Source organism: Brevundimonas sp., from assembly GCF_044239655.1.
Taxonomy (GTDB): Bacteria; Pseudomonadota; Alphaproteobacteria; order Caulobacterales; family Caulobacteraceae; genus Brevundimonas.
The window spans coordinates 1-12,508 of sequence record NZ_JBIIAY010000095.1 but is presented as its reverse complement, the minus strand read 5'-3'; the positions used below and the strand labels follow the sequence as shown (position 1 = coordinate 12,508).

Here is a 12,508-nt window from a genome sequence, read left to right as displayed (position 1 = left end):
CGGCGCGGCACCGCGAACTCGGACTTCACCAGCAGCAGGTCGTCGCGGATGATCTGCAGGATGTTGGCGCGGTCCGACAGGATGGTCAGGTGGCCCTGGATGGTGTCGGCCAGGGCGCGGGCCTCGGCGAAGATGTCGTCGCGGCCCAGGCCGGTCAGGCGGCTGAGCGTGAGGCCCAGGATGGCGCGGGCCTGTTCGTCGGTCAGGTTCAGCTTGTCGCCGTCGATCAGCATGGAGCGCGGATCGGCGATCAGCTCGACCAGGGCGATCATGTCGGCGACGGGCCAGGGCTTGGCCTGCAACCGCTCGCGCGCCTCGGCCGGGTCGGCGGAGGAGCGGATGATGTGGATGACCTCGTCGATATTGGCCACGGCGACGGCCAGACCAACCAGGACGTGGCCGCGGTCGCGGGCCTTGGCCAGTTCGAACTTGACCCGGCGGACCACGACTTCCTCGCGGAACTCGAGGAAGGCTTCCAGGAGCTGGCGCAGGCCCATCTGTTCCGGGCGGCCGTGGTTCAGGGCCAGCATGTTGACGCCGAACGACGACTGCATGGCCGAAAAGCGCCACAGCTGGTTCAGGACGACGTCGCCCGACGCGTCGCGCTTCAGCTCGATGACCAGACGCATGCCCTGGCGGTCGCTCTCGTCGCGGACGTCGGAGATGCCCTCGATCCGCTTTTCGCGGACCATTTCGGCGATCCGCTCCTGAAGGGTCAGCTTGTTGACCTGATAGGGCAGTTCGGTGACGACGATGGCCTCGCGATCCTTGCGGATCGTCTCGATGGTGGCGACGCCGCGCACCACGACCGAGCCGCGACCGTCGCGCAGGGCGTTGCGGGGCGCAGTGCGGCCCATGATTTCGCCGCCGGTCGGGAAGTCGGGACCCGGCACGATGTCCAGCAGGGCGTCGTCCGAGACGTCCGGATCGTCCAGCAGGGCCACGGCCGCGTCGATGATCTCGCCCAGATTATGCGGCGGGATATTGGTGGCCATGCCGACGGCGATGCCGCCCGCGCCGTTGACCAGCAGGTTCGGAATCCGCGCCGGCAGGACGACGGGCTCCAGCTCCTTTTCGTCGTAGTTCGGCTGGAAATCGACCGTGTCCTTGTCGATGTCGGCCAGCAGGGCGCTGGCGGCCGGGGCCATCCGGGCCTCGGTGTAACGCATGGAGGCGGGCATATCGCCGTCGACCGAGCCGAAATTGCCCTGGCCGTCGACCAGCATCAGACCCATCGAGAAGGGCTGGGCCATGCGCACGAGGGCCATATAGACCGAGGCGTCGCCGTGCGGGTGGAACCGGCCCAGCACGTCACCGACCACGCGCGCGCACTTCGAATAGCTGCGCTCCGGCGTCATGTTCAGGTCGTGCATCGAATACAGGATGCGGCGGTGAACCGGCTTCAGGCCGTCGCGCGCATCGGGCAGCGCGCGGCTGACGATCACGCTCATGGCGTAGTCGAGGTAGGAGCGTTTCAGCTCGTCCTCGATCGTGATGGTAGAGATGTCGGAACCGCCCGTACCTGCAGGAGGTGCGGCGTTTTCGTAGCTGTCGTCAGTCAAGGATTTGAGGCTTTAAGTGGCCGGAATCGGAACGTGATCCGCTGTCGCGTTTTCTAGCATCCGAGGCGTCCGCTGGCAAAGTTTGCGACGGCTTCGGCCTCGTCCGTGAAAGGATCATCCATGCGTATCCCCGCTCTAGCCGTTTCCCTCGCCGCCGGTGCCCTGATGGCCGGGGGGTGCGCCGTGGCCCAGACGGCAGCCCCCGCCCCCGCCGCAACGACCGCACCGGCACCTCAGCCCGTCGCGACGGCTGCGCTGAAGACGGCGGACGGTGGCGATGCCGGGATGGTGACCGCCTACAAGGGCCCTTCGGGGGTGCTGTTCGTGGTCGAGGGCAAGGGTTGGCCGCAGGGCTGGCACGGCGTCCACCTGCACGCGGTCGGCACCTGTGAGGGACCCGGCTTCACCTCGGCGGGGGCTCATGTGAACCATGCCGAGGCCCGCCCGCACGGGCTGTTGAACGGCGGCGGCGGGCCCGATCTGGGCGATTTGCAGAACGTCCATGCGGCGGCGGACGGCTCGGCCCATGCCGAGGTCTATGTCGCCGGAGCAGATCATGATCTGCTGGACCCCGATGGCGTGTCCTTCCTGGTCCATGCCAACCGTGACGACCATGTCAGCCAGCCGATCGGCGGGGCCGGGGCCCGCATCGCCTGCGGTGTGTTCCGTCCCTCGTAAGACGCTCTGATCAGGCGCGGGCAGCACCGGCCCTGAGCCCGCGCTCGGCCAGGGCAACCAGCGCCACCCCGGCCATGGTCAGGGTCGCGCCGACCAGGATCTGGACCGTCAGCACGTCGCCGAGCAGGCCCCAGCCGATGGCGATCGATACGACCGGCGTGGCCAGCAGATAGGGCGTCACGCGCCCGGCCTCGCGCCTCTGGACCAGCCAAAAGGTCAGGCTGGTTGCGACGACGGATGACGCAATGCCCGCCCACAGGATGCAGACCCAGACCAGGGGCGTGGCGGACAGGATCTGGGCGACCTGGTCACGTTCGAACACCGCCGAGGCTGCGGCCAGTCCCGGAAGAGCGACCAGGGCCAGCAGGCCCTGCATCTTGAGCGGCGGTATGGAGGTGGTGCGTCGCGCGATCACCGTCGTCATGGCCCAGCAGCCGCTGGCCGCGATCCCCACCAGGATGGCCTTCCAGTCCTCAAAGGCGTGGGGGTCCAGCGTCATCCAGGCGACGCCCAGGAAGGCGACGGCCATGCCGCCGAGCGCCAGTTTCGACAGTCGCTCGCCCAGCAGTATGAAGGCGAACAGGGCGGTGAAGGGGATCCACATCTGGGCCGCCACCGACACCGGGCTGACGTCCTGGGCCAGCCAGAAGGCCAGATAGATCAGTCCATAATGGATCGGCCCACCCAGCACGACGATGATGGCCAGGCTCTTCCAGTCCGGAAATGGCGGCCGCACGAACCAGGCCAGACAGGCCGCCGCCAGAGCGAACCTGAGCGCCGCCACCAGCAGGGGCGACATGGTTTCGGTCGCGACCTTGGCCGCGGCATTGTTGACGCCCCAGATCACCAGCACCGCCACGATGGCGGCGATCTCGAGCGAGGTCAGGGGGCTGTGGGGCTTGTCAGGTACGGTCACCGGGGCGTCATGCCACAGGGGTGTGGCAATGGCGCGTCAAGATGGGTGACGGGGTGTTTCGTTTTGACATGTACGCCTTTGAGGAACAGGATGTACGCATGATCGAAATGACCGCCACCGACCTTCGCAAGGACCTGTTCCGGGTCATCGACCGGATGCTCGAAACCGGCGAGTCCTTGCGCATCCGGCGCCGGGGCAAGGTCGTGACCTTTGACGCCCGCGTCGTCACTGACACCGCCATGGAGGCCCGGATCGCGAAATTCGACGCTGCCATGGCGCTGGGTGTGCGAGACGACGCGGCTGATTTCGATCCCGGCGATATTACAGACGGTGCCCATCTGGAGTGGACGCCGGAGGATAACCCGCGCTGAGCGTTCACCTCGACACCAATGTACTGCTCTGGCTCTCGGAGAGACGCCCCAATGTCTTGGGCGCGGCGGCGTTGAAGCTCGCGCGCTCGCAAGACTGGGTGATCTCGCCCTCCGTAATTCTGGAGCTCGAGATTCTTCATGAGATAAAGCGGATCAAGGCGACCGCCGACAGAGTGTTGTCAGCGGCCGGACAGGTGCAAAACCTGTCAATATCGAAGACCCCATTTGCAGAAATCGCCGAGGCGTCACGGAAACTGTCCTGGACCCGTGACCCAATCGACAGATTGGTGACGGCCCACGCCATCGCTGACGGAGCGCGTCTGCTGACCGCAGACGGTCACATCCTTCGTCACTTCAAGGACGCCGTCTGGGACTGACAGCGTCCTTGAATCCGATCAGAACGGCCCCCGATCAGAAAGGAATGTCGTCGTTGAGGTCGTAGCTTTCGCGGGGGCCGGAGGGCTTGTTGGCGCCGCCGGTGGAGAAGCCCGAGGAATAGTCGTCGTCGCCGCGACCGCCCGAACCGCCGCCGGCCCCGCCGCCATAGCCGCCGCCCTGGGACGCCCCGCCGCCGTCACGGCCGCCCAGCATGGTCAGCTGGCCGTTGAAGCGACCCACGATGACCTCGGTGGTGTATTTCTCGACGCCGTCCTTGTCGGTCCATTTGCGGGTCTGCATCGCGCCTTCGATGTAGACGGTCGAGCCCTTTTTCACATAGTTCTCAACGACCTTGACGATGTTGTCGTTGAAGATGGCGACGCGGTGCCATTCGGTCTTTTCCTTGCGCTCGCCCGAGGACTTGTCGCGCCAGGTCTCGGAGGTGGCGATCGACAGGTTGGCGATGCGGTCGCCGTTCGGCATGGACCGGATCTCGGGGTCGCGCCCCAGATTGCCGACCAGAATGACCTTGTTGACGCTGCCCGCCATGATGTTCTCTCGCGTTGTCTGCCCCGCGCGGTTCGGCGCGGCTTGCTTGAATGATCCCGCCTAGCGCGTCGGCGCGGGCCGACCCAAGACGGATTAACGTCCTGTAAACGAAACGCTGTGGATGTTCCAGCTTTGTTCCGCTAATTTGCGGCCTTGCCCGGCATGGGTGGGGCCACCACGGCCTCGACCGGCGACCGGTCGATCGCGCCGGGGACGGCCAGACGTCCGTCGCCGGTGCGGGCCAGGGCGAAGAAGCGGGGGCCGTCGAGTTTCTGGGACTGCCACACGCCGGCCCGGTCGATGAACAGGTACAGGCCCTGATACGAGCCGATCACCTCGGTCTGGGAGCCGCCCATGCGCAGGAAGCGAAGGCGCATCTCCTCCAGACGGGCCGCGCAGGCCTCCATCTGGGGCTGGTTGTCGGCCAGTCGGTTGAAGCGGACCTCGCCCTTCTCGCCGGGCGCGGGCTTCACGACGGCATAGCAGACGCCGTTCTCGGCCGGGGCCTTCACCTCGGGCGTGCAGGCGGCGAGGACGGCGGCGGAGGCCGCCAGGGCGGCGGTCAGGACAAGGGTGCGCATGGTTACAGGCTCGGGAACTGACAATTGCGGTCCTGTTCGGCCAGGACGCGGAAGCGGTTGTTGTCGTTGGACTGTTCGACCCGGCGCGGCACCAGGCGAAGGGTGACGTCGCCTGAGCGACCATACTGGGCGTCGCCCAGACGCTGGACACAGGCCCCGGAATACAGGGCCTGGACACACTGGCTCAGGCTCATCGAATTGGACACGGTGCGCCATTCCGACCCGGTGTGGCGCAGGCAGGGGCTGCCGTTCGCGGAGGTGGCCGGAACCGGCGTGGCGGTCTGAAAATCCCCCGGGGATGCAGGTTGAGGCTGGCCCGACAGGTCACCCGTCGCGATCCCGGGCTCGGCCGGTGGCGGGGCGAAGGCGGCGGTCGGGGCAGCGGCAAGAGCGCCGGTCTCGTCCAGGCCGACGTCGAGCGCGTCGGTGGCCACGCCGTTGCGGCGCGCGCAGTCCGGCAGGGTGGCCAGGCCGACATACTGGCCGTTGACGAAGCAGCGCAGCTCGCGCGTGGTGTCCAGCACCGGGGCGTCGGCGAGATCGACGGTCAGGCCCCCGCGCGACGCAGGCGGGGCCTCAGGCGTCTCGTCACGGCCGCCGGTGAAGACCAGGGCCAGGACCACGGCGGCCAGGATGGCCAGGCCGGCGCCGATCGCCAGGATCACTCGGTTGTCGACAGGCATTGCGCAAGGCACTCGCGTGGCAGGTGGTGCTCAATAACGCCGCCGGACGCCTCGGCGTCAACCGCCAACCACGGTGAACGAAGGTGAACGACGCTATCCCGTCAGGCGGCTGAGCGCGGCCTGATAGTTGGCCAGTTGTGCGGTCAGATAGGCGGGGACCGTGCCGCTATTGGCCGAGTTGTCGGTCTTGGGCGCCAGTTCGCGATAGGCGTCACGCACAGCCTTGAGCGCGGCCTGGATCTTCTCGCCGGAGGTCTTGATGGTGGCGGCATCAGACAGTGACAGGTTGCCCGGCAGATTGAGACCGAAGGTGCGCAGCGCCCCGTCGCCGACGTTCATGCCGATAAAGCCCGCCGACAGGCCCAGACCGGCCAGGGCATCGCGGCCGGTCTCGCCCGAGGTCAGGACCGCGCCTGTCTTGCCGTCCTTGGCCACGATCGACAGGCGCTGGAAGCCGCCGGTGGTCGTGGTGGTCTCGCCGTCCTTTCCGGTGACCGAACCGCCTTCGGAGGCCACGGTGACCTTGAGCTTGCCGCCCGAGGCGACGGAAATCTTGCGCGCCAGGGTCTGGAGCGTGTCCTTGGCCTCGATGGTGACGGGCACCGCACGCCCCCCCGCCGCCGGAGAGACATAGAAGCGGTCGCCGACGCGCACGGAGGTCGCGGCGATCAGGGACTTGGAATCCGACTGGTCGATCTCGCCCTTGGGCAGACCCAGACGGTCCAGCACGCTGGCACCGCCCGACGCCACGGCCAGGGTCAGGGGCTTGGCCTGATCGCCGTCGCCGGACCAGGTCTTCTCGTACTCGACCGCGCCGGTCAGAGGGTCGAGACGGGCCAGATAGCCCTTGGTCGGGTCGGTGGCCTTGGCGGCGGGGTCGCGGTCGGCGATGCCGGTGATCCAGACCTTGCCGTCGTGGACCTTGACGTCGGCGGCGCTGTCGTCGCCCGCGCCCCCGAACCAGTTCAGGCTGTCGGCCGGTGAGGCCGCGAGGTTGGTGGACAGGGCGGCGACGAAGACGTCCTTGCCACCGGAATGGGCGACGGTGGTGGTCCCGGCTGCGAGGCCTGAATCGCGGCTTGTCCCGGTCAGGATGACCTTGCCACCCGAGACGGCCACGCCCGAGATGTCGCCCGAAATCTCGCCGAGATCACGGGTGGCGGCCAGGGTCGGTACGCCGGCACCGTCCAGGGTGAACTGACGCACCACCGCCCGGCCGTTCTCGACCCCGGCGGTATAGAGGTTGGAGCCGTCGATGGTCATGGCGTCGACGCTGTCGTCGGACGTCGTGCCGAACTGGCTGGTGCCAATGGCCTTGGCCGTGATCCCGGCCGTCGGATAGGGCTCGCCCGCCTTGAAGGCCTGGACATAGCCGTCCCAGCCGCCGACGCCGACCGAGCCGGTGATCGCCGACTGGGCCCGACCAGCGATATAGACCGTGCCGTCGGCACCGAAGCTGACCGAGGTGGCCTCGTCGGCGGCGCGGGCACCCCGACGCTGGGTCCAGGTCTCCTCCCCGTCCTTGTTGAAGACGGTGACGAAGCTGTCAGCGACCGTGGAGACCTCGCCCGCCTTGCCGGCGTCGGTCCTGGAGGTGTTCAGCGCGCCGGTGACGGAGCCGGCGACCGCGACATTGCCGTCGGCGTCAACGGCGATGGCATAGCCCGAGGCGGATGAGGCCGCACCCAGGGTCCGGGTCGCGACCAGCCGGCCGGCGGTGTCGTACTTGAACAGGGCGACGTCCTGCGTGCCCTTGATCGGCTGGGTGTCCGAGCCCGAGGCCAGGTCTCCGACCAGCCACAGTGACCCGTCGGGGCCGACGGCGCTGGCGCGGATGGTGGAGATGCCGTCGGGCAGGTCTTCCTGTGAGACCCGGCCATCGACCCACTGGGTCTCTCCGACATTGCCGGATGTGGGGGCGTCGGCGGTGCCGCCGTCGCTCTGGAACTTGAGCAGCTCGGTCGTCAGGGTCGCGGCGGCGGTGGTCTTGGTGGTGGTGACGCCGTTGACGGTGGTGCTGGTGGTCTGGGCCGGAGATCCCGAGGTCTGGACCACATAGACGGCGTCGGAGGTCTTGGATGTCGCAAAGCCTACGGTCTCGGTCGAGGTGCCGCGGATGGCGAGGGACCATTTGTCGGGACCGGCGGGCAGGGTCACGGGCTTGCCGTTGACCTGGACGGTCTTGGGCTCGGCGACGATCTGCTGGCGGCCGATGCGGGTCTGGAAGCCTGCGGCCTCCAGCTTGCCGTTGATGAAGGTGGTGACGTTGTCGAGGGTGCGGGGCGTCGCGCCCATGCCGGCCAGATCGATGGGCACGGCAGTCGTCTGGGTACCCAGACCGACCGGTACCTTGATGGTGATATCGAACTGGACGTCGCCCTGGAAAGCCGTGACGGGGGTGTCGAGCGCCCCCTCGTGGACCGGGCCGGTGATCGAGACGGCGCTGTCGCGGGGCACGGCGGCGGTGGTCTTGGACAGGGAGGTCGAGGTCCCCTGCACCATCCGAACGCCCTCGAAGCCGGCCTTGCCGACATAGGCGGAGATCTCGGCCAGGCCGGCAGTGAACCGCTTGGCCAGCTGGGCAGACTCGGTCGTGGTCAGGCCGGTGGCCGAGGCGCGGTTGGTGAGCGCGTTCAGCGTCTCGAGCCCCTGATAGAGGGCGAACAGCTTGCGGTAGTCGGTGGAGGCACCCTTGACGTCGACCTGTGCGGCGTCCTCGTTGATCAGCTTGCGGCCGCCGAGCGCCGAGCGGATCAGGGCGTCGGGTTGTGAAGGGATGGCGGAGGAGGACCAGGGAGCGGTCGGCTGGGCCTTCTTGGTGATCGCTGACGTGAAGGCAGCCGAAGCCGTCGGGTCGTATGACCCGCCGTATAGCCCAAGCAGATAGCTATTGTTGATCGACGTCACACGGACCTCCTGTGTGACAGTCTAGGGGCACAGGCGTAACGGGCTGTTAACAGAACCGGGAACCCGCGCTCGAATCATGCATTATTCGCCTCGCAGGAGAGCAAGGTTCGGTGAGCGGTTGCGCGCCGGCGATGGGGCTCTCGACACGCTGGAGCGTCACGATGTGCATTGCGTCGGTGGTTCAGTCTATCCTTGCGCTCTATGGATTTGGCGACCGCGCCCATGCGCCGCGCCGCCGCCCCGGCCCCGTGATGATCGGAGCCCACCAGCAGAAGCGTTGACGGCCTTAGCCCTGGAACAGGGACAGGATCATCTGCGGCGACTGGTTGGCGATCGATAGCGACTGCGCCCCAAGCTGTTGCTGGACCTGCAAGGCCTGAAGGCGCGCGCTTTCCTTGGCCAGGTCGGCGTCGACGAGATTGCCGATTCCGCTTTCCAGCGTGTCCGTCAGCTTGGACACGAATATGTTGTGGGCCTCGATCTGCTTGGCCTGGGCGCCGATGGAGCCCAGCGCCGCGTTGACGCGGGTGATGGAGGCGTCGAGCTTGTTCAGGGCCGTGGTGGCCCCGGTCAGGGTCAGCAGGCTGTCGGCCAGACCCAGGGAGATGACCGCGCCCGACAGGCTGAGGTTCTTGGAGCCCAGGGTCACGAACGAGGTGGCGTCTGCATTGGCCAGGAACCGGATGCCGTTGGTGATCGAGCCGTTGAGGATGTTGCCGCCGTCGAAGGCCGCGTTTTCGACCGCCGACTTGATGGAGCGCAGCAGGGCCTTGAAGTCGTCGTTCAGCAGGGAACGGGACTGGGTGCCCAGGGAGGTGTCCTTGGCGGCGACGACCTTTTCCTTGAGCTGGTTCAGCAGATCCGAGATCGATTCACCGGCCGAGAGGGCCACGTCGGCGATCGAGGTGGCGCGGTCCAGGCTGGACCTGACCGCCGAGAGGGCCCCGACGTCAGCGCGCTGGCTCTGGGCGATAGCCCAGACCGCGGCGTTGTCCTTGGCACCCTGGACCTTCAGGCCGGTCGAGATCCGCGACTGAACATCGCCCAATCGATTGTTGGTCGCGGTCAGGTTCTGCAGCGCGACGGCGGCTGAAGAGTTGGTCAGGACGCTGTTGGACATTGTTCGTAGCCCCGGAAGTGATTCTCCTGAGGATGGCGGCAAGTCGTGAGCGTATGGTTAACGGAAGTAAACGACGCGAAACGCCCGCTCAGGGAGGGCCCTGGCGGTTGTGTTGATCAGTTCCGGTGCCGAAAAACCGGTGGGGTCAGGCGGAGGTGTCGATCACCGACCCTGCGCTGTACTGGCGGGCCTCGGCGAGACGCAGGACCTGTTCGCGGGGGAACTGACGAATGACTTCGCCGGTCGCGTTGTCGAGGGTCTTGTAGACGAAGGTTCCCAGGCTGGGGCCTTCCTCAATCACCAGCCGGTAGCTGGAGAACTTGTCGGCGACGTCTCGAGACGCCTTGGCGGGCTCGTTGACCACGGGCACGGGAGCCACGGGCGGAACGGCGGCGGGGGCGACGAGACTCAGTTTGGCATGTGATTCCATGGCTCCAGGCGCCGGGGAGGATTCGGCGCTCCCGATGAGAAGGGTGAAAAGCGGTCGGGCGGGACCGGATGGCCCCGCCCGCCGTTAGTCGTTTATCGGAACAGGCCGAGCAGGATCGACGACGAGGAGTTGGCGATCGACAGCGCCTGCACACCCAGCTGTTGCTTGGTTTGCAGAGACTGCAGCTTCGCGCTTTCCTTGGCGAGATCCGCATCGACCAGGTTGCCGATACCGTTTTCCAGGGCGTCCGACAGCTTGCCGACGAACGTCGAGTGGGTTTCGAGCGCCTTGGAGCCGGTACCCAGGCGAGCCAGGGAGGCCGAAACGCGGTCGATCGAGGTGTTCACCGCAGCCAGGGCCGTGGTGGCCAGGGTCGAGGTGCCGATGGTGGTCGTGGCCGCAACGGTCACATTGGCGCCGCCCAGCGACAGGTTTTCACCCGCCACCTTGATGGTGGAGCCAGCCGTGTTGGACAGGGCCTTGTAGCCACCGGTGCCGGTCGAGTTGTCCAGCAGGTTCACGCCGTTGAACTTGGCGTTGGTGACGACGGTCGTGATCTGGTCGCGGATCGCCTTGAAGTCTTCGTTCAGGGCGCTGCGAGCAGCGGTGGTCAGGGACTTGTCAGTCGCCGACAGGGCCTTTTCCTTCAGCTGGATGAGCAGATCGGAAACCGATTCACCCGCAGCGATCGAGACGTCGACGGCCGACGAGCCGCGCGACAGGCTGTCCTTGACGGCGCCAAGGGCAGTGACTTCCGAACGCTGGCCTTGGGCGATAGCCCAGACAGCGCCGTTGTCTTTTGCGGAGTTGACCTTCTTGCCGGTGTTGATGCGGCTCTGGGTGGTCGCCAGCTCGTTGTTCGTGGCTTGCAGGTTCTGCAGGGCGACGAGGGCGCCCGAGTTCGTGTTCACGCTGTTCAGCGCCATGACGAAAGTCCTTGTTTCAAGGTGTCCGACCGCCATTTTAGCCGTCGGGAGCATTTTGCTCGGAAAGACAGGCAGCAAGGGCCGCGCCACATCACGCCGATCGCCAGGGCGGCGTGCCAGATCGCCGTTTTGTTGATTTCGTTACGGTACTTTGCCTTAACCACGCTTCGCACCGGGCAAGACCTGCCGGGAGAGATCGGGTCGCCCGGCAAGTTCTGCCGATCGCCCGGCAGTTTCTGCCGCTGAAGCCCCCGGGCCAGACCGGCGATCGAAACGGTCGGGGTGAAGGCGTCGACCGTTTCAACCGTTTCAACCGTTTCAACCGATTGCTCCGGCACCCGCCTCAGGGATAGCCGGATCGATCGAGCTCGAAATGCGGGCCGTCGCGCAGGCGGGGCCAGTCCCCGCCCCAGATGACGGGGACGTCCAGAGCCAGCGCCGCCGCCTTGAAGGCCCCGGCGATGCGGGGATAGAGCGGCCAGTCCCAGCGGACCTTGCCGTCGACCAGGGCGCAGACGTCCACGGCATGGCCCGTCAGGTGGCGCGAGTTCAAGGTACGGCTTGCTCCTGCCCGGACCAGGGCGGCCTGGCGCTCACGCGTGCGCAGGCCCTCGGTGACCATGAAGTCGATCGGAGTGCGGGCGATGGCGGCCTCGACCACCCGGACCAGGTCGGGATGAACCCCGACCAGCCGATCCCGGGACCGGCGCGAGAGGACGTTCATGACCGGCCTCCCAGACGAAGACGCAGATTGGCCATCAGCTCGATCAGCTGCTGGGTCGTCGGCGCGACCAGATAGATGATCAGCACCAGGGCCAGCAGGCCCATGATCCCGTCGGTGATCCGGGGCAGGGTCTGGGGCGTCGCCGTGCGCACCGCCGCCGCCAGCAGGGCCCAGAGGGCCGCGCTGACCGCAAAGACATAGACGCGTCGCCACAGCCACCGCCCCTCGGCCAGGGGCGGGATGTCGGGCGCCCGGACGTGGGGATCGGGGGTGACCGGCACGGCGGTCTGGGAAATCAGGGGATCGGTCATCGGTCATCCTCGAGATCGGGTTCGTTGAAGGGGCGGAGACCGGGGCGGATGCCGGTCTGGTCGCGCAGGTCCCAGAGGCCGAGCCGGCGCGGGGCCTCGAAGACCTCCGCATCCAGAAGCTCGACCTCCGGCTCGGTCGGGTCGCGGCCGTACGGAAGGGCGTTCATCCGATGGCCACCAGTCGGACCAGACCCCCGCCGCCCGCACTGCCTGCACCCGAGGCCGAGACGCCGGCCCCGCCGCCGCCGCCGCCCGCGCCGACGGCACCTGTGCCGCCGTCATGGCCGGTCGTGACCGAGGCACCGCCGCCGCCCCCTCCGCCGCCCGCCCAGGAGAGTGAAGGGGTCGCAGGCGCGGAGCCCGCCCCGCCCG

The 12,508-nt window shown here is 67.3% G+C and carries 17 protein-coding genes; 3 read left to right on the top strand and 14 right to left on the bottom strand.

The annotated features are described in order from the left end of the window. Nucleotides 1-1,562: DNA topoisomerase (ATP-hydrolyzing) (locus tag ACILQR_RS12325; RefSeq protein ID WP_395651698.1), on the bottom strand; the 1,562-nt coding region annotated here is incomplete at its 3' end. Between the two features lie 120 nt (nt 1,563-1,682). Here ACILQR_RS12325 and ACILQR_RS12320 point away from each other — a divergent pair. Continuing rightward, nucleotides 1,683-2,240, top strand: a complete 558-nt coding sequence (locus ACILQR_RS12320; RefSeq protein ID WP_395651697.1) for a superoxide dismutase family protein — start codon at nt 1,683-1,685, stop codon at nt 2,238-2,240. 10 nt (nt 2,241-2,250) lie between these two features. Here ACILQR_RS12320 and ACILQR_RS12315 read toward each other — a convergent pair whose 3' ends face one another. Continuing rightward, the gene (locus tag ACILQR_RS12315; protein ID WP_395651696.1) at nt 2,251-3,156 is read right to left on the bottom strand and encodes a DMT family transporter; all 906 of its coding nucleotides are present in this window, start codon (nt 3,154-3,156) and stop codon (nt 2,251-2,253) included. A 98-nt stretch (nt 3,157-3,254) separates the two neighbouring features. Here ACILQR_RS12315 and ACILQR_RS12310 point away from each other — a divergent pair, with 98 nt between their 5' ends. Both ACILQR_RS12310 and ACILQR_RS12305 read left to right on the top strand, forming a co-directional pair. Next, nucleotides 3,255-3,527 carry a hypothetical protein gene (locus tag ACILQR_RS12310; protein WP_395651695.1) on the top strand — a complete coding sequence of 91 codons (273 nt, stop codon included), beginning with the start codon at nt 3,255-3,257 and terminating at the stop codon, nt 3,525-3,527. Beyond that, nucleotides 3,524-3,904, top strand: coding sequence for a type II toxin-antitoxin system VapC family toxin (locus tag ACILQR_RS12305; RefSeq protein WP_395651699.1), 381 nt, complete (start codon nt 3,524-3,526; stop codon nt 3,902-3,904). The genes ACILQR_RS12310 and ACILQR_RS12305 overlap by 4 nt, the downstream gene beginning before the upstream one ends. Nucleotides 3,905-3,938: 34 nt before the next feature. On the opposite strand, the gene ssb is transcribed toward ACILQR_RS12305, so the two are convergent. The 12 genes from ssb to ACILQR_RS12245 form a co-directional block, all read right to left on the bottom strand. Then, nucleotides 3,939-4,454, bottom strand: a complete 516-nt coding sequence (gene ssb / locus ACILQR_RS12300) for a single-stranded DNA-binding protein (protein WP_395651694.1) — start codon at nt 4,452-4,454, stop codon at nt 3,939-3,941. 140 nt (nt 4,455-4,594) lie between these two features. Further along, nucleotides 4,595-5,035, bottom strand: a complete 441-nt coding sequence (locus ACILQR_RS12295; RefSeq protein WP_395651693.1) for a hypothetical protein — start codon at nt 5,033-5,035, stop codon at nt 4,595-4,597. Between the two features lie 2 nt (nt 5,036-5,037). Beyond that, the gene (locus ACILQR_RS12290) at nt 5,038-5,718 is read right to left on the bottom strand and encodes a hypothetical protein (RefSeq protein ID WP_395651692.1); all 681 of its coding nucleotides are present in this window, start codon (nt 5,716-5,718) and stop codon (nt 5,038-5,040) included. Between the two features lie 93 nt (nt 5,719-5,811). After that, the gene (locus ACILQR_RS12285) at nt 5,812-8,625 is read right to left on the bottom strand and encodes a transcriptional regulator (RefSeq protein ID WP_395651691.1); all 2,814 of its coding nucleotides are present in this window, start codon (nt 8,623-8,625) and stop codon (nt 5,812-5,814) included. A 286-nt stretch (nt 8,626-8,911) separates the two neighbouring features. Beyond that, nucleotides 8,912-9,745 (bottom strand): flagellin, encoded by an 834-nt coding sequence (locus tag ACILQR_RS12280; protein WP_271146635.1) that lies wholly within the window; start codon nt 9,743-9,745, stop codon nt 8,912-8,914. A gap of 145 nt (nt 9,746-9,890) precedes the next feature. Further along, the gene (locus ACILQR_RS12275; protein ID WP_395651690.1) at nt 9,891-10,175 is read right to left on the bottom strand and encodes a flagellar protein FlaG; all 285 of its coding nucleotides are present in this window, start codon (nt 10,173-10,175) and stop codon (nt 9,891-9,893) included. A gap of 92 nt (nt 10,176-10,267) precedes the next feature. Continuing rightward, nucleotides 10,268-11,101, bottom strand: coding sequence for a flagellin (locus ACILQR_RS12270; RefSeq protein WP_395651689.1), 834 nt, complete (start codon nt 11,099-11,101; stop codon nt 10,268-10,270). Continuing rightward, a complete protein-coding gene (locus ACILQR_RS12265) occupies nt 11,092-11,439 on the bottom strand; it encodes a hypothetical protein (protein WP_395651688.1) in 348 nt (115 codons plus the stop codon). Before ACILQR_RS12265 ends, ACILQR_RS12270 begins: the two co-directional genes overlap by 10 nt. Before the next feature lie 5 nt (nt 11,440-11,444). Beyond that, nucleotides 11,445-11,825, bottom strand: a complete 381-nt coding sequence (locus ACILQR_RS12260) for a M15 family metallopeptidase (protein WP_395651687.1) — start codon at nt 11,823-11,825, stop codon at nt 11,445-11,447. Further along, on the bottom strand, nt 11,822-12,136 hold the full coding sequence (locus ACILQR_RS12255) for a hypothetical protein (protein WP_395651686.1): 315 nt from the start codon (nt 12,134-12,136) through the stop codon (nt 11,822-11,824). Before ACILQR_RS12255 ends, ACILQR_RS12260 begins: the two co-directional genes overlap by 4 nt. Next, nucleotides 12,133-12,303, bottom strand: a complete 171-nt coding sequence (locus ACILQR_RS12250; RefSeq protein ID WP_395651685.1) for a hypothetical protein — start codon at nt 12,301-12,303, stop codon at nt 12,133-12,135. Before ACILQR_RS12250 ends, ACILQR_RS12255 begins: the two co-directional genes overlap by 4 nt. Continuing rightward, a partial coding sequence (locus ACILQR_RS12245) for a hypothetical protein (RefSeq protein ID WP_395651684.1) occupies nt 12,300-12,508 on the bottom strand: 209 nt, incomplete at its 5' end. The genes ACILQR_RS12250 and ACILQR_RS12245, both read right to left, overlap by 4 nt.